This window comes from Rhizobium sp. YAF28, assembly GCF_052113285.1.
In the GTDB taxonomy this organism is placed as follows: domain Bacteria; phylum Pseudomonadota; class Alphaproteobacteria; order Rhizobiales; family Rhizobiaceae; genus Rhizobium.
The window spans coordinates 1-20,508 of the sequence record NZ_JBFRCX010000018.1 but is presented as its reverse complement, the minus strand read 5'-3'; the positions used below and the strand labels follow the sequence as shown (position 1 = coordinate 20,508).

The following is a 20,508-nucleotide window of genomic DNA, read 5'->3' as shown; positions in this document are numbered from 1 at the left end:
CTGAGGCATAGGTAGCGCAGCCGCCGACAACGGCATGGATGTCGCAATTTTTTTTCGAAACTCCCAACGCAGTAGAGGCACTGCACATATACCAAGCAAATGGCTCATTATTTCATCATTTTTACCAAATGCCTAATAAATTGCCTTTTTAGCTTGTCCGCTTTGCTGCATTGCGTCATAAATGATGCATGAGCCGGCTCGATCTGACCATCCTTGTGATCGATGAAAACACCATTCGCGCCTCCATCATCGAAGAGGGGCTGCGAGAGGCGGGGCATGCGCGCGTGACGGTCATCCATGAGGTCCAAGGCGTGGCGCGCATCATCGATACGCTGCGGCCAGACGTCATCATCATCGATATCGAGAACCCTAATCGCGACATGATGGAGCATCTGTTCCAGTTGACCCGTACAGTCGGCAGGCCGATTGCCATGTTCGTCGACCGCTCCGACACGGCCTCCATCGAGGCCGCGGTGGATGCCGGCGTATCAGCTTACATTGTCGACGGGTTGAAGAAGGAGCGCGTCAAACCCATTCTTGACATGGCGGTCAGCCGTTTCAATGCCTTTAGCCGGCTGCAGCGCGAACTTGCCGATGCCAAGTCGGCCCTGGAGGAGCGCAAGGTCGTCGAACGCGCCAAGGGCATACTGATGAAGATGCGCGGCCTGTCGGAGGAGGAAGCGTTTGCATTGCTTCGTCAGACGGCAATGAACGAGAAGAAGAAAATGTCCGACATCGCCCAGAGCGTCGTGACCGCGGCAGGACTTTTAATGTGATGGCCGGTCTGGTTGCGACTGTCCGGAGGAAGCCGGAGTGAACATGATGACGAAAAGCCTCGATCCCGATGCCGGCCTGCCCGCGCCCGCCCGCGCCAACGGCGAAGGCTCCAGAACGCTGAGGGCCGGCTTCATTCCGCTCGTCGATGCTTCCGTGCTCATCGCCGCAGCGGAATTCGGCTTTGCTGAGCGGGAGGGCCTGACGCTCGATCTCGTCAAGGACGTCTCCTGGGCGAACGTTCGCGACCGCCTCGCTTTCCGGCAATTCGATATCGCCCACATGCTCTCGCCGATGCCCGTTGCCTCCATGCTCAGCCTCGGCTCCAATCCGTCGCCGACGATTACGCCCTTCTCTCTCGGGCGCGGCGGCAATGCGATCACGCTCTCGATCCGCCTGTTCGATAGGATGCGGAATGCGACTGGGCTTTCCGAAACTGCCAGCGCACTCGAAAACGCCAAGGCGCTCTCAACGGTCCTGGCGGAAATGAAGGCAAATGGCGAGTCGCTGCCAACCTTCGGCGTCACCTATCCTTTTTCCTCGCATAATTACGAATTCCGCTACTGGCTCGCCGCCGGCGGCATCGATCCGGACAAGGACGTCAAACTCGTCGTCGTGCCGCCGCCGCTGACCTCGGATGCATTGGCCGCCGGCGCGATCGACGGCTTTTGCGTCGGCGCGCCCTGGAACATGGTGGCGTCCGAGCGCGGTGTCGGGCGTATCGTCGCTACCAAACAGGATATCTGGCCATCCGCACCGGAAAAGGTGGTCGGCATGCGCCCGGAATGGGCGGACAGCCATCCGGAAACGGTCTCCCGGCTGATTGTCGCTCTCGACGCAGCGGCACGCTGGTGCGACCGGCCGGAAAACCACGATGCGCTTGCCGAGGCCCTGGCGGATGCCCGCTACATCGCAGCACCTGTCCACATCATCCGCCATGTGCTGGCCGGCGAGTTCAGCCTCGATGCAAAGGGGAACCGGCGCATCATCGACAATTACTTCATGTTCCATTCGGGCTTTGCCAATTATCCGCGCACGAGCCAGGCGCTCTGGATCTACAGCCAGATGATCCGCTGGGGCCAGACCGAACTCGGACTCAACCCCGCACGCGCAGCCGCTTCCGCCTATCGCCCGGACCTTTATCGCACGGCCCTAGGCGAGGGCAGCGCACCTATCGATGCTGACGTGCGCATCGAAGGCGCCGACGAAACCGACCGCTTTATGGACGGCCATGTTTTCGATCCATCGAAACTGCCTGACTATATTGCGGGTTTTGCGGTGAAGAGCGCCCTGCCCTTCATTCCGCATCCTGATGAAACCTGAAAAGGTTGCTGCATTGCATAAATCACTTGCAGCATTTTCGACCCGCGACTGAGCAATCGCACAAAAGTTTTGCAGAGCGATTTCGTGCTTTGAAAAACAGCAACTGGCGCAAACAGAAGAACTTTCCTTTTATTTCAATAGTTTGCAACAACGAAAACAAATTGGCACGGCGCTTGCAAGGCTAAAACCGCACCGGTCAACGGCGACCAGGTGCAGGATGAGCGCGGAATAAGCGCTTACAACAGACATCGACGTCGCAAGGTTTTTGCTGTCCGGGACTTCTCCCTTCCCGAGGACGCAATCTCCGAGCGGCGTTTTTTTATTCCGAAAAATCCGGCAGCCACCCAGAGGAGCCCGCGCATGACCAAGATTTTCACGACCGCGATCAGCCGTCGCAGCATGCTGAAGACCACCGCCGCCGCCGCCCTCGTGAGCGCCGTTCGGACGGCATTTCCTTCAGGCGCTTTCGCTGCTGCGGTCACACCTGAGGTGACCGGCGTCAAGCTTGGCTTCATCGCCCTGACGGATGCGGCGCCTCTCATCGTCGCCAAGGAAAAGGGTCTGTTCGAAAAGCACGGCCTTCCTGAAGTCGATGTGGCGAAGCAGGCCTCCTGGGGGGCAACGCGTGACAATTTGGTTCTCGGCGGTGCGGCCAATGGCATCGATGGCGCGCATATCCTCTCGCCGCTGCCCTATCTCATGCACACCGGCAAGGTGACCCAGAACAACCAGCCGGTGCCGATGGCACTGCTGGCACGTCTGAACTACGACAGCCAGGGCATCTCGGTCGCCAAGGAATATGCCGATACCGGTGTCGAACTCGACTCCTCCAAGCTGAAAGCCGCTTTCGAGAAGAAGAAGGCCGAGGGGAAGGAGGTGAAAGCCGCCATGACCTTCCCCGGCGGTACGCATGACCTGTGGATCCGCTACTGGCTCGCCGCCGGCGGCATCGATCCGGACAAGGACGTCTCCACCATCGTGGTGCCGCCGCCGCAGATGGTGGCGAACATGAAGGTCGGCAACATGGATGTCTTCTGTGTCGGCGAGCCTTGGAACGAACAGCTCGTCAACCAGGGCATCGGCTTCACCGCGGCAACGACCGGCGAGCTCTGGAAAGGCCATCCGGAAAAGGCCCTCGGCATGCGCGCCGACTGGGTGGAAAAGAACCCGAATGCCGCCAAGGCCCTGCTGATGGCCATCATGGAAGCCCAGCAATGGTGCGACAGCATGGACAACAAGGAGGAGATGGCGACCATCCTCGGCAAGCGGCAATGGTTCAATGTGCCGCCGAAGGATGTGCTCGGCCGCCTGAAAGGCGACATCAACTACGGCAATGGCCGCGTCGCCCATGGGACCGATCTCTACATGAAGTTCTGGGCCGGCGGCGTCTCCTACCCCTTCAAGAGCCACGATACCTGGTTCATGGCGGAGAATATCCGCTGGGGCAAACTCGCGGCGAATACGGATATCAAGGCGCTGGTCGACAAGGTGAACCGCGAGGACATCTGGCGCGAGGCCGCAAAGGACCTCGGCGTTGCGGTGGCCGACATTCCGGCCACGACGTCGCGCGGCAAGGAAACCTTCTTCGACGGCAAGGTCTTCGATCCGGAGAACCCCTCTGCCTATCTCGACAGCCTCTCCATCAAGGCCGCTTCGTAATCCCCGCCTCCGGCGCGTGAGGCGCGCGCCGGCCTTTTATTCCATGAAGGAGCGAACGCATGTCAGCGCTTGCAAAGAATGAACCCATCAAGGCGGCTGTTGCGCCGAAGACGGCCAATGTCGTCCATCTCGCAAAGAAGCCGGCGCGCAAGATCGATTTGCAGCTCCTTTCGGTCGCTGCCGCCCGCAATATCGTGCCGCCGCTGATCGTTCTCGCGATCATTCTCGGCCTCTGGCAGATCCTCTGTTCCTCGCCGAACGCCTCGCTGCCATCGCCGCATCAGGTCTGGCAGGAAAGCTATGATCTGATCGCCTATCCTTTCTTCAACTACGGATCTCAGGATATCGGTCTCGGCTGGCGCGTACTGGTTTCGCTGCAGCGGGTTGCTTATGGTTTCGGCCTTGCAGCCGTAGCCGGCATCGTCATCGGTGCGGTTATCGGCCAGTCGATCTGGGCGATGCGCGGCCTCGATCCGATCTTCCAGGTGCTGCGCACCGTGCCGCCGCTTGCCTGGCTGCCGCTGTCGCTCGCGGCCTTCCAGGACAGCAATCCTTCGGCGATCTTCGTGATCTTCATCACCTCGATCTGGCCGGTCATCATCAATACCGCCGTCGGCGTGCGCAACATTCCGCAGGATTACCGCAATGTCGCCGAAGTGCTGCGGCTCAACCAGTTCGAGTTCTTCTTCAAGATCATGCTGCCCTCGGCAGCCCCCTACATCTTCACCGGTCTGCGCATCGGCATCGGCCTGTCATGGCTGGCGATCGTCGCAGCCGAAATGCTGACCGGCGGCGTCGGCATCGGCTTTTTCATCTGGGATGCGTGGAACTCGTCCCGCCTGCCCGACATCATCGTGGCGCTTGCCTATATCGGCGTCGTCGGCTTCGCCCTCGACAAGCTCGTGTCCGCCATCGGCAAACTCGTCACGCGCGGCGCCTAGGCCAATTGAGGGGATCGACCATGAGTGCCTATCTGAAACTCGACCACATCGACAAGCATTTCGACCGCGCGGGCGCCCGCACCGAGGTGCTGAAGGACATCAACCTCGTCATCGACAAGGGCGAATTCGTCTCGATCATCGGCCATTCCGGCTGCGGCAAGTCCACGCTGCTCAACCTGATCGCCGGCCTGACGCCTGTGTCAAACGGAGCCGTGCTGCTCGAAAACCGCGAGGTCAATGAACCCGGCCCCGAACGCGCCGTCGTCTTCCAGAACCATTCGCTGCTGCCCTGGCTGACTGTCTATGAAAACGTCAATCTCGCCGTCTCGAAGGTCTTCAGCAATAAGAAGAGCAAGGCCGAGCGCCACGACTGGGTCATGGCCAATCTCGATCTCGTGCAGATGGCTCATGCGAAAGACAGACGCCCCTCCGAAATATCGGGCGGCATGAAGCAGCGCGTCGGCATTGCCCGGGCACTCTCGATGGAGCCGAAGATCCTTCTGCTCGACGAGCCCTTCGGCGCTCTCGACGCATTGACCCGTGCGCATCTGCAGGACGCCGTGATGGAAATCCACGCCCGCCTCGGCAATACGATGGTCATGATCACCCATGATGTCGACGAGGCCGTACTGCTTTCCGACCGCATCGTGATGATGACCAACGGCCCCGCCGCCCGCATCGGTGAAGTGCTCGACGTGCCCATCGCCCGACCGCGCAACCGTATCGAGCTCGCCTCCGACCGAACCTACCTCAAATGCCGCGAAGCCGTGCTGAAGTTCCTCTACGAACGTCACCGCTTCGTCGAAGCCGCGGAGTAAACCATGACCGAAAAACTCGTCATCATCGGTAACGGCATGGCGCCTGGGCGCATGCTGGAACACCTCTTCGAACAGGCGCCGGGCCGTTATCAGGTTACGATCTTCAACGCCGAGCCGCGCGTCAATTACGATCGCATCATGCTCTCGCCGGTCCTCTCGGGCGAAAAGACCTACGAGCAGATCGTCATCCATGGCGATGGCTGGTACATCGACCACGGCATCACCCTTTACAAGGGCCACAAGATCGTCTCGATCGACCGCGACAGGAAGACAGTCACCTCGGATCATGGTGTGACCGAGAGCTATGACAAGCTCGTCATCGCCACGGGCTCTGTGCCCTTCATCATTCCCGTTCCCGGCAAGGATCTGCCCGGCGTCATCACCTACCGCGACCTCGATGACGTGCAAGCCATGCTGCTCGCCGCCCAGTCGCGGCAAAAGGCGATCGTCATCGGCGGCGGCTTGCTTGGGCTCGAAGCGGCCGCCGGGCTTGCCCAGCGGGGCATGGATGTCACCGTATTGCACGTCATGCCGACGCTGATGGAGCGCCAGCTTGATCCCGCCGCCGGCTACCTCTTGCAGAAGGCCGTTGAGGAACGCGGCATCAAAGTCATCTGCAAGGCCAATACCAAGCAGATCATCGGCAACGGCAAGGTGGAAGGCGTCGAGCTCGACAACGGCACGATCATTCCGGCTACGCTCGTCGTCATGGCGGTGGGCATTCGCCCGAACGTCAATCTTGCCAAGGAAGCCGGGCTTGCCGTCAATCGTGGCATCGTCGTCGATGCTGGCATGCAGACCTCCGATGGCGACATCTTCTCGCTCGGCGAATGCGCCGAAGTCGGCGGCATGGTCTATGGCCTTGTCGCACCGCTCTACGAGATGGCCCGTGTGGCAGCCTCCCATCTTGCGGGCGATACCAAGCCGGGCTTCGTGCATTCCGATACGCCGACCAAGCTCAAGGTTACCGGCATCGAGCTCTATTCTCTGGGTGATTTCACCGACGGTGATGACCGGCAGGAAATCGTGCTGCGCGATGCAACCGCGGGCGTCTACAAGCGCTTGGTGCTGAAGGACAACCGCATTATCGGCACGGTGCTTTATGGCGAAACCTCCGACGGCGCATGGTTCAACGATCTCAAGAAAAAGGCGGTCGACATCTCCGAGATGCGCGACACTCTGATCTTCGGCCAGGCCTATCAGGGAGGGTCCCCGCTGGACCCTATGGCGGCCGTTGCAGCCTTGCCGGATGATGCGGAAATCTGCGGCTGCAACGGCGTCTGCAAGGGCAAAATCACTTCAACGATCACGGCCAAGGGGCTGACATCGCTCGATGATGTGCGCGCCCACACCAAGGCTTCGGCCTCCTGTGGCTCCTGCACCGGCCTTGTCGAGCAGCTCATGTCCTTGACGCTGGGTGATGCCTATAATCCGAAAGCCGTGCAGCCTATGTGCACTTGCACGGAACTCGGCCATGATGATGTGCGCCGCCTGATCAAGGCGAAAAAGCTGAAGACCATACCCGCCATCATGCAGGAGCTGGAATGGAAGACATCCGGCGGCTGCGCCAAATGTCGCCCGGCACTCAACTACTATCTCGTCTGTGACTGGCCGGACGAATATGCCGACGACTATCAGTCGCGCTTCATCAACGAACGCGTCCATGCCAATATCCAGAAGGACGGCACCTATTCCGTCGTGCCACGCATGTGGGGCGGAGTGACCAATTCCGGCGAGCTGCGTGCTATCGCCGATGTGGTCGACAAGTTCGCGATCCCGATGGTCAAAGTGACCGGCGGCCAGCGCATAGACCTGCTCGGCGTCGAAAAAGAAGACCTGCCGGCTGTCTGGGCCGATCTCGGCAAGGCCGGCTTCATTTCCGGCCAGGCCTATGCCAAGGGCCTGCGCACGGTGAAGACCTGCGTCGGTTCCGACTGGTGCCGCTTCGGCACGCAGGATTCCACCGGCCTCGGCATCCGCATCGAGAAATTCATGTGGGGCTCCTGGACACCGGCCAAATTGAAGATGGCAGTGTCCGGATGTCCGCGAAACTGCGCCGAGGCTACCTGCAAGGATATCGGCGTGATCTGCGTGGATTCCGGCTTCGAGATCCATTTCGCCGGGGCTGCAGGTCTCGACATCAAGGGCACGGAAGTGCTCGGCCTGGTGAAGACCGAGGACGAAGCGCTCGAACATATCGTGGCGCTGACCCAGATGTATCGCGAACAGGGCCGCTATCTCGAGCGCATCTACAAATGGGCCAAGCGCATCGGCCTCGATGAGATCCGCCGGCAGATCATGGAGGATCACGACAAGCGCAAGGCCTATTACGAGCGCTTCGTCTTTTCCCAGAAGTTCGCCCAGGTCGACCCCTGGTCGGAGCGCGTCTCGGGCAAGGACAAGCACGAATTCCGGCCGATGGCGACCATCGGCTTCAATCAGGCGGCAGAGTGAGGAGATCAACCATGAACTGGCACCCGATCGGCGAGATCTCCGATATTCCTTTGCGTGGCTCCCGCTGCGTGAAGACCCCGCATATGAATATCGCCGTCTTCCGCACGGGCGAGGACGAGGTCTATGCGATCGAAAACCGCTGCCCGCACAAGGGCGGGCCGCTTTCCGAGGGCATCGTGCATGGAAATGCCGTCACCTGCCCACTACACAATTGGGTGATTTCGCTGGAGACTGGCAAGGCACTCGGCGCCGATGACGGCGCGGTGCGTACCATCCCGCTCAGGAACGAGGGCGGCAGGCTCTATATCGCGCTCGAAAGCCTCGTTATGGCGGCCGAATGATGGGAGCGGAGGTCAGGACCACCTGCCCCTATTGCGGTGTCGGCTGCGGCGTGATCGCTCGGGTGGACGAGGCCGGCACCGTGACCGTGAAGGGGGACCCGGAGCACCCGGCCAATTTCGGGCGGCTCTGTTCCAAAGGTTCGGCGCTTGCCGAAACCATCGATCTCGACGGTCGGCTGCTCCATCCCGAAATCGATGGCAGACGGGCAGGCTGGGATGAAGCTCTCGCTCTCGTCGCCAACAGATTTTCCGAGACCATCGCCCAACATGGCCCTGATGCCGTCGCCTTTTATGTCTCGGGTCAGCTTCTGACCGAGGATTATTATGTCGCCAACAAGCTGATGAAGGGCTTCATCGGCTCCGCCAATATCGACACCAATTCCCGCCTCTGCATGTCTTCCTCGGTCGCCGGCCATCGCCGCGCTTTCGGCTCGGATACGGTTCCCGGTCTCTACGAGGATCTGGAACTTGCCGATCTCGTCATACTGACCGGGTCCAACCTCGCCTGGTGCCATCCTGTCATCTACCAGCGGCTGGCTGCCGCCAAAGCGGCCCGGCCGGGCCTGAAGATCGTCGTCATCGATCCGCGCCGGACGATGACCTGCGATATTGCCGATCTGCATCTTGCCATCCGTCCCGACGGCGACGTGGCGCTCTTCATGGGGCTTCTGGCCCACCTCGCGGCAAGCCCTGCTATCGACCAGAACTATATCGGCGCCCATACGGAAGGTTTTGGTGCGACTTTCGCCGCTGCCGCTGCGCTATCGGTAGACGACCTGCTTGAGCGCACCGGCCTGCCGGCCATGCAGGTGAGGGAATTCTTTCGCCTGTTCGAGACGACCGAGAAGGTCGTCACCTGCTACAGCCAGGGCGTCAACCAGTCCACGTCGGGCACTGACAAGGTCAACGCGATCATCAATTGCCACCTGGCAACCGGCCGCATCGGCCGCCCCGGCATGGGGCCGTTTTCGCTGACGGGACAGCCGAATGCCATGGGCGGGCGCGAGGTCGGCGGACTCGCGAATATGCTGGCAGCCCATATGGCGATCGAAAGCGCTGACGATCGCGACCGGGTGCAGCGCTTCTGGAATGCGCCTGAGGTTGCCGCCAAGCCCGGCCTGAAGGCAGTCGATCTGTTCCGCGCCGTCGAAGAAGGCCGCATCAAGGCATTGTGGATCATGGCGACCAATCCCGTCGTTTCCCTGCCGGATGCACGTCGTGTCGAGGCTGCGATTGCTGCCTGCCCCTTCGTGGTGGTGTCCGACATGTTGCGCGAGACCGATACGACCCGGTACGCGCATGTGCTGCTGCCATCGCTCGGCTGGGGTGAGAAGAACGGAACGGTCACCAATTCGGAACGCCGCATATCGAGGCAGCGCCCCTTTCTCGCTCTGCCGGGAGAGGCGCGCGCCGACTGGTGGCAGATGGCAGAAGTCGGCCGCCGGATGGGCTTTAACGCCTTCAACTACACGTCTCCGGCCGACATCTTCGCCGAACACGCGGCACTCTCCGCCTTCGAGAATGATGGCAGCCGCGACTTCGACATCGGCGCCTATGCCGAGACGGAGGCGCCAGCCTATGATGTGCTGAAACCGTTTCAGTGGCCGCAGCCTTTCGGAGCAGAGGAAAGGGAAACGCGGTTTTTTGCCCAGGGTGGTTTCTTCCACACCGATCGCAAGGCGCGCTTCATTGCCGTCGAAGCGCCGGCAACCGAAAGAACAGATTCAGCCTATCCGTTCACTCTGAATACGGGCCGCATTCGCGACCAGTGGCACACCATGACACGGACGGGAAAGAGCGCGCGGCTGTCATCCCATATCGCCGAGCCTTTCGCGGAAATCCATCCGCGCGACGCGATGGAACTTGGCGTGGCCGATGCCGCCCTCGTGCAGATCGAAAGCAGCTATGGCAAGGCCATCATCCGCGCGCTGGTAACCGACCGGCAGGCACGCGGCAGCGTCTTCGTGCCGATGCACTGGAGCGACCAGAATTCGGCTGAGGCGCGGATCGGCGCCGTCGTCAAACCCGCAACGGACCCTGTTTCGGGTCAGCCCGCCTCGAAGAATGTCGCGGTTGCCGTCAGCCGCTATCGCGCTGCCATCTATGGCTTCGCTGTCAGCGTGGCAAAGCCTGATGTGGCGGACGCGGACTATTGGGCACTCGCCAAAGCCGATGGCGGATGGCGGCTGGAGCTTGCGTTCCATAACGGCATCGAAGACTGGATGGCCTGGTGTCGAAAAAGCTTCGGCATTGCCGACCATATCGAGCCCTTGGGTTATGCCGACCAGCAATCCGGCGACCGGCGGATCGCCTTCTTCGACGGAGAGAGGCTGCTTGCCGCGCTCTTCCTTGCAAGAGAGCCGGTTGCCGTCGCGCGCAACTGGGCGGTGTCGCAGCTGACTGCCGATCACAGCAATCTGCGTCGCCGCTTTGCCGTCATCGCCGGCCGACCGGGCGCCGACAGACCGGATCCGGGTGCGACGGTCTGTTCCTGCTTCAGCATCGGCGTCAACCAGATCGCCGCCGCCGTCCGCTCCGGCTGCCGCAGCGTCGAGGCGATCGGCAACGAACTCAAGGCCGGCACCAATTGCGGTTCTTGCCGCGCCGAAATCAGGGGGATCATCAATGCCTGTGTTGCAGACGCTGCTGAATGATATTGCCGACCGGGCGCCCGCTCGCATGGCGCCGCTTGCCAAGCTGCCGGTCTTCTGGTCGCTTGCCGGACAACGGGTGATCATCGCTGGCGGCTCGGATGCCTGTGCCTGGAAGGCGGAACTGCTGGCTGCCTGCGGTGCGAAGGTCGAGATCCATGCGGAGCACCTCGGCGAAGCCTGCGCCACTCTCATCGAGCGCGGCGCGCCACATCCTGAAGGCGCGCTCATCCACCGTCCAATGGCGTGGCGCGAAGATATTTTTGCAGGTGCGGCCCTTGCCATAGCGGACTGCGAGGATGAGGCCGAGGCTCGAACGTTTTTCGAAGCGGCGCGGCGAGCCGGCGTTCCCGTCAACATCATCGACAAGCCGGCTTTCTGCCAGTTCCAGTTCGGCTCCATCGTCAACCGCTCGCCTGTCGTGGTGTCGATCTCGACGGATGGAGCGGCACCGATCCTCGCCCAGGCCATTCGCCGCCGCATCGAAACGCTGTTGCCGACATCCCTGAAATCCTGGGCGGTCCTTGCCCAGTCACTGCGCGAGGAGATTGCTCTTCGTCTTAAACACGGCGCAGAGCGCCGCGCCTTCTGGGAGCGTTTTGTCGATCGCGCTTTCGGAGCCGAACCGACGGAAGCAAGCGCCCGCGACATGCTTGCTGATATGGAAAGGCCCGCTCAGACACGCCTCGTCGGGCGGGTGGCGCTTGTCGGCGCCGGTCCGGGCGATGCGGAATATCTGACGCTAAAGGCCGTGCGGGCATTGCAGGCCGCCGATGTCATCCTGTTCGATGATCTGGTGTCGGACGAGGTTCTGGAACTGGCGCGGCGCGAGGCAAAACGCCTGCTCGTCGGCAAACGTGGCGGGCGCACGAGCTGCCGCCAGGAAGATATCAACGAGATGATGCTGACTTTCGCCAAGGCCGGCAAAAACGTTGCCCGGCTGAAATCCGGCGACCCGATGATCTTCGGCCGCGCCGGAGAGGAGATTGCCTATCTGAGGCAGAACAATATTCCGGTCGAGGTCATCCCCGGCATCACGGCGGCCAGCGCCATGGCCTCGCGGCTCGGCGTGTCCCTGACGCATCGTGATCATGCGCAGAGCGTTCAATTCGTCACTGGACATTCGCGCCATGGCATCCTGCCTGACACGATCGACTGGCAGGCGATCGCAGACTCAAGAAAAACGACGATCTTCTACATGGGCGGACGCACCGCCGGAGCGATCCAGAACAGGTTGATCAAGGCTGGCCTCGATGCAAAAACACCAGTCGTGATCGTCAGTTCGGTTGCCAATGCCGACGAGCGGCGCTGGACCGGCAGGCTCGATCATCTTTCTTCGGCCATGGCCGGAATCGGCCTCGACCGGCCCGTACTCATCGGCGTCGGGGAGGTTTTTGCCGCCTGCGGTCTGACGGCCGAAACCGGTCTCCCCGTTGCGGCCCAGGCTTGACGACCGGCCGGGTCGGAGAACTCGCTGCAAATCGGGTCTCAAGTCGGATGTATACACGTAACTGGAGCTCGGCTTGCTGCGGCTTCAACTTCCACGCGGACCACACTCTCCCCGACTCCAGGGGTCGAGACGGGAGCCCAAAGCTTTGCCACAAGGGCTGCGACAGAAAATGGCGATGAAGGGTGACCGGGTCACGCCGAAAACCTCAAACACGTCATATCACCGTGCTTGTGATCCCTGTCGGCGGCGGGATAAGACAACCGCAAATGTAGTCGTTACCGCGATTGCCGCCAAAATCGCTCCCCGTTGGTCGTAGGTTATTTTGTCAAAGCCCTCGTTGTTCGCAAGCACGAAACTGGCGCAGGTCAATACGCCAGCAGCAAGCCCGACATAGGCCACTGCAAATCCGGACAACACCCTGGTCGAGAACAATATCAACGGAAGATACAGTACGCCCACGACCGGGTCGTACGGTCCCAAGATGTCCAGTAAGAAGACAGCCGAAAGGCCTAAAGGTATTATGATGAGCATAGTGATGCTCGGGGGTTGTTCGCTCTTCATCTTAACGTCTCCAGTGAACTCTCGCGGCGGGTTCCGTAGCGCCACCGCAGCAGCGTCGCTATGCAACACTTTGGTAGCTCGGAACATTCGGGAGCTATGTGCGGACTACGTGCAATGTCCCCTAGGCTGCATTAGCCGGCTCGCCCTGGCTTCTGAAATGAGCGATCCCTGTAACGGCTTCCGTAACCGGCATTGTTATTCCTTGCCGCTCCGCCATTTCGATGACGGCATCGCAAATCGAGGCAAGCTCAAGCCGATTTCCTTTCTCGAAATCCTGGAGCATCGAAGTCTTTACATCTCCGAGCATTCGACCGGATTCAATGATCGCATCGGGATCGACCTCAAGTTTGCCACCATAGGCCTCGATGACAGGAATGACCTCCCGAAGCATCTGTCGGCTGACGTCAGAGAGATAGTGATTGCCGAAATTCTCACGAAGCGTCGCACCCGTTATTGCGGTCACCGGATTGGAGATAAGGTTGCGTACGACCTTCGTCCAAACGGCATCGCGAATGCGCGTGGCGACACGGACGTCGATTCCTGCGGTATTTAGAATCGCTGCCAATTCGCCGACACGTGCAGACAGTCGGTCATCAAGCTCCCCGATCGTCATCTGCAACGGATTGAAGGTTTGCGCGGTCCCCCAACCCAAACGCTCGGCCGTTATGACAGTGGTCGTGCCTATGATTTGCCGCGATGGCATCAATTTCTTCAGGTTGCCCTTTGGGTCGACAGACCGAACAACTGGACCGTCCCACAGCCCACCTTCGCCGTCGAAGTACCACCACGGGATACCATTGACGACCGGGATGATCGTCGTTTCACTGGTAATGAGCGGCTGCAAGGACGCGGCCAATTCCGGCAGGTCGTAAGATTTTGCGCACAGGAATAAGATATGTTGCGGGCCAAAGTCTGCCGCCCGGCCAACCTCCACTTGTGAGCGGTGATCCCCTTCCTTGTCCAGCAGCCGTATCCCGTTCTCCCTTATCGAGGCTAGGCTTCCGCCTCGAGCGATCAACCTTACGCGGAAACCGACGATCGAAAATCTTGCGGCAATCGTGATGCCGATAGCGCCCGCGCCTGCTACACAAATCGATGGAACCTGATCGTTCTCTTCGAGAAGTTGCGACATATAGTGTCTCCTGCTGAACTTCGGTGACGCCGCGAGAATGACAGCGTCAACCTTTAGGCATGATTTTTCGCGGGTTAGCCGGAATTTGGCGACTTCCTGGACGCTGATGGTGAGATGTTAGGCCGCGAACAGTGCCGAATGGATGTTACCGCCGGCTCCGTGGCTAAGAGTTGAACATGCAGACTCCTACCGACGGATTCGACAGCTATCTGATCCGCGTTAGTAGCAGTCGGGAGAGGTGACAACGGTTCCGACAACGTTGCGTGTCGGCCTCGATCCAGATGCTTTGTTCCGATCAATTCCGATACGAAGAAGTTATGACTTCGCTGTCGTCTACGCATCTATACGGAGGTCTAGCCAGCGCCTACAATTGGTGTATAGCCAAAACCGCGAGCTAGCCCTATCAGCTCCTTCGGATCCTCCCAACGAGGAGATAACGGGTCGTTTCGTCCACTCATTCGGCTGCCCATCTGCCAAACCGAGCGGAAAATTGGCAACCAGCAGGTTACCAGCTTTCGACGTTGGCGCCTGCCCATCGACACACATCTGCACCGGATAGTGCGAGGACAGCTCCAGCGCGTTTTTGAATACAGCGTCGGTCGACCTACCTCTTTGTCCCGGCATCGCTACACCTCGGTATAGATGCATGCGGTCATTGATCAGGGGTATTCTAACAACTGCGTAACGGCCTAAGGAAATGCCTCTGTCAGAAGCAGCAATGCGATTGGTTTGCCTCATACGCAACCAGTCAAGACCCGGCTCTTTCGCCGCGTCGGCCTTGGAGGCGGAAACCGTGGAAATTCCGCAGGGCTTCTTAGAAAAGCGGCCGACCTGGCCGCTGTCCGGATGCTGACGACCAAATCGTTACCGCAATTCAATGGAACTGCACCAATCATGCCCCAAGACCCGGATAAAAGAGCAGGCACGCCAATATGTTTCATTCTGGAGACAGGCATCGTGTGTTTTATCGCTTTCGCCTGTTGCCTCGCGGTATGGGCCTCGCTCGAGCTTAGCGTTGCCTCAAGCGAGACGGGTGAAAGCCCCCGCGCTGCGTCTTCGGTGCCAGTAAAGGTCGCCAGGCCAGTTCCCGTGTATCTTTACAGTCTTGGTTCGGTGCACGGATTGAGCGCAGTCACCGTCAGAACGCGAATAGAGGTTCGAATCGCGGGTGTCGCTGGTAGCTAATTTCCCCCAAACTCCCCCGTTTTCGCGACGATGGCTCTCGGTGGAGTCGTCCTCAGCATTGCTGGACGGCAACCTGCTGACAGGCGCGATGATTTTCCTGGGCGTCGACGGCAGCATCCCTGATGGCCCTTCACCGCTTCGCTCAGGTGCATTCGTCATCTGTGCGCCACGATCTAACCAGTGACATTAGGTAGTATTTCGCTCAAACATTTTGCATCATTCTCCGATTCCCTTTTAGGCGACACGAGATCTCACATGCCCTCGAGACTGAATCGCAAATTGCAGATGCCCCGCCGCGACAACCTCGGCCTTCTGACGATCGCCAACGGCTCCGGCCTTTCCATATCCGCACTGCCGAATGCCACTTTGTTCTCAATCGATTACGCCGACAGCCTCGGATCGGTGCAGGTCAATCAGCTCCAGGGATCGCCGCTTTCCGGCGGTGTCGGACGGCTCTATCTGCGGATCGGCGGCAAGAAGCCTGCCGTTGCCGAGATCGTCGGGCCTAGGGCGAAAGGCAAGTTCGGCCATAGCGAAGCGGGCTTCTCCTGGAGCGGCAACGTCGCCGACATCAACTATCAGGTAAGCCTCGTGCTTGCCCCTTCCGAGACGACATGGTTCTGGCATGTGGCGCTTGCACATTCCGGCGCGGAAAAGCTGCCGGCCGATCTCGTGCTGGTTCAGGATATCGGCCTCGGCGATCGCGGTTTCCTGATGAACAGCGAAGCCTATGCCTCGCAATATGTCGATCACCACATTGCCGAGCATCCGGCCTTCGGGCCAGTGGTGATGAACCGGCAGAACCTCAAGCAGGGCGGCGGGCGCAATCCTTGGCTCGCGCAGGGCTGCCTGGAAGGTGTTGCAGCTTACGCTACTGATGCGATCCAGCTGGTCAAATCGACCGCCGGCAAGGACGATCTTCTCGTCGGTCCCTTCGGCACGGATCTGCCAAGCCAGCGCCGGCAACATGAAATGGCCTGCCCGGCCCTTCAGTCGAAGTCGCTTGCCGTTTCGGCCGAAGGCGTCACTGCGAGCTTCTTCGGCTTGTTCCTCAACGATCATCAGGCAGCCTCCGACAATGCCGATCTTTCCCGCCTCGATCATCTGAAAGTCGTCGAAAAGACGGTGGCTGGTCCGGCCGAGCCAGTACCGCCGCGCAGCATCGTGCAGGATGCCGGGCTGCTGACGGTGGAGACGCTGGACGACAAGGCGCTTACCCGCCTCTATCCCGATCGTATGCTCGAAGAGCGCGCAGACGGAAAGCTGCTGTCCTTCTTCGTGCCTGAGGGCGCCCTCAATCGCCATGTGGTTCTGCGGGAGAAGGAACTGCAGGTCGCGCGCCGTCACGGCGCGATCGTACGCAGCGGCCAGAACATGTTGCTCGACGACGTGACGCTGGCATCGACCTGCTGGATGCAGGGCATATTTGCCGCGCAGCTGACGATCGGCAATACGTCCTTCCACAAACTGTTTTCGGTCTCCCGCGATCCCTACAATCTGACGCGGGCCAGCGGGCTGCGCATCCTTGCTGATATCGGTCAGGGCTGGCAGCTTCTCGGCGTGCCTTCAGCCTTCGATATGGGCCTCAGCGATTGCCGCTGGATCTATCGCCTTGGCGACCGCACCATCACCGTCACGGCGACAGCGTCAGGCGAAGATCCCGCCATGCAATGGGCCGTCTCTGTCGAGGGTAAGCCCTGCCGCTTCCTGGTCTTCGGCCATCTCGTTCTCGGCGAGCGGGAATATGACACAAGCGGTTATGCCGAATTCGACGCAGAAGCCAAGCGCATCCGCTTCCGCCCAGACCCGCATTGGCTCTGGGGCGAGCGTTTTCCCGATGCCAGCTACTGGCTGGTGAGCTCCACGCCTGGCGCCGTCGAGGCGGTTGGCGGCGACGAGTTTCTTTATGAAGACGGCGTGGCCCGCAACGGCGCCTACATTGCCCTGCGCTCCCACGAGACACAATCGCTCGCCTTCGCCGTCGTCGGCTCGATGACGGACATGGCAGAGGCCGAGCGTCTGGCCGATCGCTACGCAGGTGGCATCACGCAGGAGGCGATGCTCGATCCAGCTTCGCGTTTCTGGCAGCACGCCATTCGCGGCCTGACACTCGACAAGCCCAAAGCCGATGCGGTGGCGCATGCCGCGATCCTGCCCTGGCTCGCACATGATGCAATCGTGCATCTCAGCGTCCCGCACGGGCTGGAGCAATATACGGGCGCCGCCTGGGGCACGCGCGATGCCTGCCAGGGGCCGGTGGAATTCCTGCTCGCCTACGAGCATGACCGCGAAGCCAAGGAAGTGGTCAAGACTGTCTTCAGCGAGCAGTACCTGGAAAAGGGCGATTGGCCGCAATGGTTCATGCTGGAACCCTATGCCAACATCCGCTCCGGCGACAGCCACGGTGATATCGTCGTCTGGCCGCTGAAGGCGCTCTGCGACTATATCGAGGCAACTGGCGATCTCGCCGTCCTCGATGAAAAGGTGGTCTGGCGCGACGACAAGACCATGGGCAGGGCACCGGCCGATACGATCACCGTCCATGTCGACAAGCTTCTCGCTACCGTGCGCGAGCGCTTCATTCCCGGCACGCATCTGATCCGCTACGGCGAAGGCGACTGGAACGATTCCCTGCAGCCGGCCGATCCGCATCTGCGCGACTGGATGGTGAGCAGCTGGACCGTTTCCCTGCTCTATGAACAGATCGTGCGTTATTCCGCTATCCTGCGTCGCATCGGCCAGGCTGCTGACGCCACGGAACTGCGCAAGATCGCCACCGCCATGCGGCGCGACTTCAACAAACACCTGATCCGCGATGGCGTGGTCGCCGGTTACGGCATCTTCGATCCCACCCATGACGGCGTCGAGCTGCTGCTGCATCCCGATGACCAGCGTACCGGCCTGCACTATTCGCTGATCTCGATGACGCAGGCGATGCTCGGCAAACTTTTCACGCCAGAACAGCGGCAACAGCACATGAAACTGATCGAGAAGCACCTGCTCTTCCCCGACGGCGTGCGCCTGATGGAGAAGCCTGCGACCTATGCCGGCGGTCCGGAGACGTTGTTCCGGCGTGCGGAATCTTCATCCTTCTTCGGCCGCGAGATTGGCCTCATGTATGTGCATGCGCATCTGCGCTATTGCGAGACCCTGGCAATTGCTGAGGATGCAAAGGCGCTCTGGAAGACGATCGGTCTCGTCAATCCGATCGCCGTGACCGACGCCTTGCCACACGCCTCACTGCGCCAGCGCAACACCTATTTCAGCAGCAGCGATGCCGCCTTCCCTGACCGCTATCAGGCGATGAGCGACTGGGACCAGGTCAAGGAGGGCGAGATCGACGTCGACGGCGGCTGGCGCATCTATTCCAGCGGGCCCGGCCTCTATGCCCGCAGCTTCATCGAAAACATCCTTGGCTTCAAACGCCGCTTCGGACGACGCAAGCGCGAACCGCTGCTGCCGTCTTCCGCCTCGATCACGATCAAGACGGATCATGCACCCTGGCGCCGGCTACAGGGCCCAAAGCGAAAGGGTTAAGCGGCAACTTCGCGTACCCGAGGCGGGATCGGATTGGGAGCGGCGAAATGGCAGGCGGCCATCTGGCCGTTCGCTACCTCTCTCAAAGCGGGCCGTTCGACTTTACAGATGTCTTGCGCGATCGGACAGCGAGTGTGAAAGCTACAGCCGTGAGGGATGCGCGACGGGCTCGGCACGTCGCCTTCAAGCACGATGCGGCGGCTTTTCCGGTCCGGATCGGGCTCGGGTGCCGCTGACAACAGCGCCTGCGTATAGGGATGCTGCGGGGCCGAATAGACCATCCGCTTGTCACCTATCTCCACGATTCTGCCGAGATACATCACTGCCACACGGTCAGCGATATGGCGGACGACGGCGAGGTCATGGGCGATGAAGAGGAAGGAAAAGCCCTTCTTCTCCTGAAGGTCCTGCATCAGGTTGATGATCTGCGCCTGCACGGAAACGTCGAGTGCGGAGACCGGCTCATCGGCGACGATAAAGCCGGGATTGAGGGAGATCGCCCGGGCAATACCGATGCGCTGCCGCTGGCCCCCGGAAAACTGCCGGGGATAACGGTCCATGGCGCTCGTCGGCAAGCCGACCTGCGTCAGGAGATCGGCGACCCTCTCGCGCCGTTCGCGCTTCGAGCGGATGAGGCCGAAGGCATCCAGCGGCTCGCCGATGATTTCGGCGATGGAGCGCCGCGGGCTCAGCGATCCATAGGGATCCTGAAAGATCATCTGCACATTGCGCCGCATGCTGCGCATCTTCTCGTGCGACAACGCCGTCAGCTCGGTGCCCTCGAAGAAAACACGGCCATCAGTCGGCTCGATCAGCCGCAACAGCAGGCGTCCGAGTGTGGACTTGCCGCAGCCGGATTCTCCCACAAGCGCCAGCGTTTCGCCACGCAGGATCTCGAAGCTCAGATCATCGACGGCGCGCACGCCGCTACTCTCCTGCTTGAAGGACAGCATGCCGCCATCGGAAAACACCTTGCTCAACCCTTCGGCCCGCAGGATTGCGTTCATCGCATATGCTCCTCGATCGATGGGAGGGATACCTTGTTTTCGGCTGTAACCCAGCAGGCCGCCTTGTGCTTCGGACCGAAGGCAAACATCGGCGGCATTTCGCTGCGGCACTTGTCGATATGCAAAGGACAGCGGGCGTAGAATGGACAGCCCTCCTTCACCGAGCCCGGTCGGTACGGAACCCGGGATCTGGTAGAGCCGCTTCTGATCGTCATCGAGCCTTGGGATCGATTGCAGCAGGCCGCGCGTATAGGGATGGCTCGGGTTACTGAAGATCGAGCGGACATCCGCATCCTCGACCACGTGGCCGGCATACATGACGATGACACGATCGCAGACCTCGGCGATGACACCGAGATCGTGCGAGATCAGCAGCACGGCCGTGTTCAGCGTCTTGCGCACCTTCGCCATCAGGTCGAGCACCTGCGCCTGGATGGTCACATCAAGTGCCGTCGTCGGCTCATCGGCGATCAAAAGTTTCGGATTGCAGGCAACTGCCATCGCGATCATCACCCGCTGGCGCATACCGCCCGAAAACTGGTGCGGATAGGCATCGAGACGCCCTTCCGGATTGGGGATGCCGACAAGCTTCAGGAGTTCGATGATGCGGGCGCGGCGCTCTCCGCGGCTCATCTTCTCATGCAGCTTGATCGCCTCGCCGATCTGGTCGCCGAT

13 protein-coding genes are annotated in these 20,508 nt (G+C 60.6%); 10 read left to right on the top strand and 3 right to left on the bottom strand.

Going from position 1 to position 20,508, the window contains the following annotated elements; translation table 11 throughout:
- The first annotated feature begins 188 nt into the window (after nt 1-188).
- The 9 genes from AB4Z13_RS29765 (at nt 189) to cysG (ending at nt 12,411) form a co-directional block, all read left to right on the top strand.
- Nucleotides 189-776 (top strand): ANTAR domain-containing response regulator, encoded by a 588-nt coding sequence (locus AB4Z13_RS29765; protein WP_007816832.1) that lies wholly within the window; start codon nt 189-191, stop codon nt 774-776.
- A gap of 43 nt (nt 777-819) precedes the next feature.
- Nucleotides 820-2,097 (top strand): CmpA/NrtA family ABC transporter substrate-binding protein, encoded by a 1,278-nt coding sequence (locus AB4Z13_RS29760; RefSeq protein WP_442207514.1) that lies wholly within the window; start codon nt 820-822, stop codon nt 2,095-2,097.
- Between the two features lie 360 nt (nt 2,098-2,457).
- On the top strand, nt 2,458-3,756 hold the full coding sequence (locus AB4Z13_RS29755; protein ID WP_442207513.1) for a CmpA/NrtA family ABC transporter substrate-binding protein: 1,299 nt from the start codon (nt 2,458-2,460) through the stop codon (nt 3,754-3,756).
- A gap of 59 nt (nt 3,757-3,815) precedes the next feature.
- Nucleotides 3,816-4,697 carry a nitrate ABC transporter permease gene (gene ntrB, locus AB4Z13_RS29750; RefSeq protein ID WP_439018109.1) on the top strand — a complete coding sequence of 294 codons (882 nt, stop codon included), beginning with the start codon at nt 3,816-3,818 and terminating at the stop codon, nt 4,695-4,697.
- Nucleotides 4,698-4,717: 20 nt separating this feature from the next.
- On the top strand, nt 4,718-5,515 hold the full coding sequence (locus tag AB4Z13_RS29745) for an ABC transporter ATP-binding protein (protein WP_113320400.1): 798 nt from the start codon (nt 4,718-4,720) through the stop codon (nt 5,513-5,515).
- Between the two features lie 3 nt (nt 5,516-5,518).
- Nucleotides 5,519-7,969, top strand: coding sequence for a nitrite reductase large subunit NirB (gene nirB / locus AB4Z13_RS29740; protein WP_442207512.1), 2,451 nt, complete (start codon nt 5,519-5,521; stop codon nt 7,967-7,969).
- Between the two features lie 11 nt (nt 7,970-7,980).
- Nucleotides 7,981-8,310, top strand: coding sequence for a nitrite reductase small subunit NirD (nirD, locus tag AB4Z13_RS29735; RefSeq protein ID WP_007816845.1), 330 nt, complete (start codon nt 7,981-7,983; stop codon nt 8,308-8,310).
- Nucleotides 8,310-10,964 (top strand): nitrate reductase, encoded by a 2,655-nt coding sequence (locus AB4Z13_RS29730; protein WP_442207572.1) that lies wholly within the window; start codon nt 8,310-8,312, stop codon nt 10,962-10,964. The genes nirD and AB4Z13_RS29730 overlap by 1 nt, the downstream gene beginning before the upstream one ends.
- The gene (cysG, locus tag AB4Z13_RS29725; protein WP_442207511.1) at nt 10,936-12,411 is read left to right on the top strand and encodes a siroheme synthase CysG; all 1,476 of its coding nucleotides are present in this window, start codon (nt 10,936-10,938) and stop codon (nt 12,409-12,411) included. The genes AB4Z13_RS29730 and cysG overlap by 29 nt, the downstream gene beginning before the upstream one ends.
- Nucleotides 12,412-12,630: 219 nt before the next feature.
- On the opposite strand, the gene AB4Z13_RS29720 is transcribed toward cysG, so the two are convergent.
- Nucleotides 12,631-12,972: a hypothetical protein gene (locus AB4Z13_RS29720; RefSeq protein WP_442207510.1), complete on the bottom strand. Its 342-nt coding sequence runs from the start codon at nt 12,970-12,972 to the stop codon at nt 12,631-12,633.
- A 121-nt stretch (nt 12,973-13,093) separates the two neighbouring features.
- On the bottom strand, nt 13,094-14,104 hold the full coding sequence (locus AB4Z13_RS29715; RefSeq protein WP_442207509.1) for a ketopantoate reductase family protein: 1,011 nt from the start codon (nt 14,102-14,104) through the stop codon (nt 13,094-13,096).
- A gap of 1,440 nt (nt 14,105-15,544) precedes the next feature.
- Here AB4Z13_RS29715 and AB4Z13_RS29710 point away from each other — a divergent pair.
- Nucleotides 15,545-18,826 carry a GH36-type glycosyl hydrolase domain-containing protein gene (locus AB4Z13_RS29710; protein ID WP_442207508.1) on the top strand — a complete coding sequence of 1,094 codons (3,282 nt, stop codon included), beginning with the start codon at nt 15,545-15,547 and terminating at the stop codon, nt 18,824-18,826.
- On the opposite strand, the gene AB4Z13_RS29705 is transcribed toward AB4Z13_RS29710, so the two are convergent.
- Nucleotides 18,823-20,508: dipeptide ABC transporter ATP-binding protein (locus tag AB4Z13_RS29705; RefSeq protein ID WP_442207507.1), on the bottom strand; the 1,686-nt coding region annotated here is incomplete at its 5' end. The genes AB4Z13_RS29710 and AB4Z13_RS29705 overlap by 4 nt on opposite strands.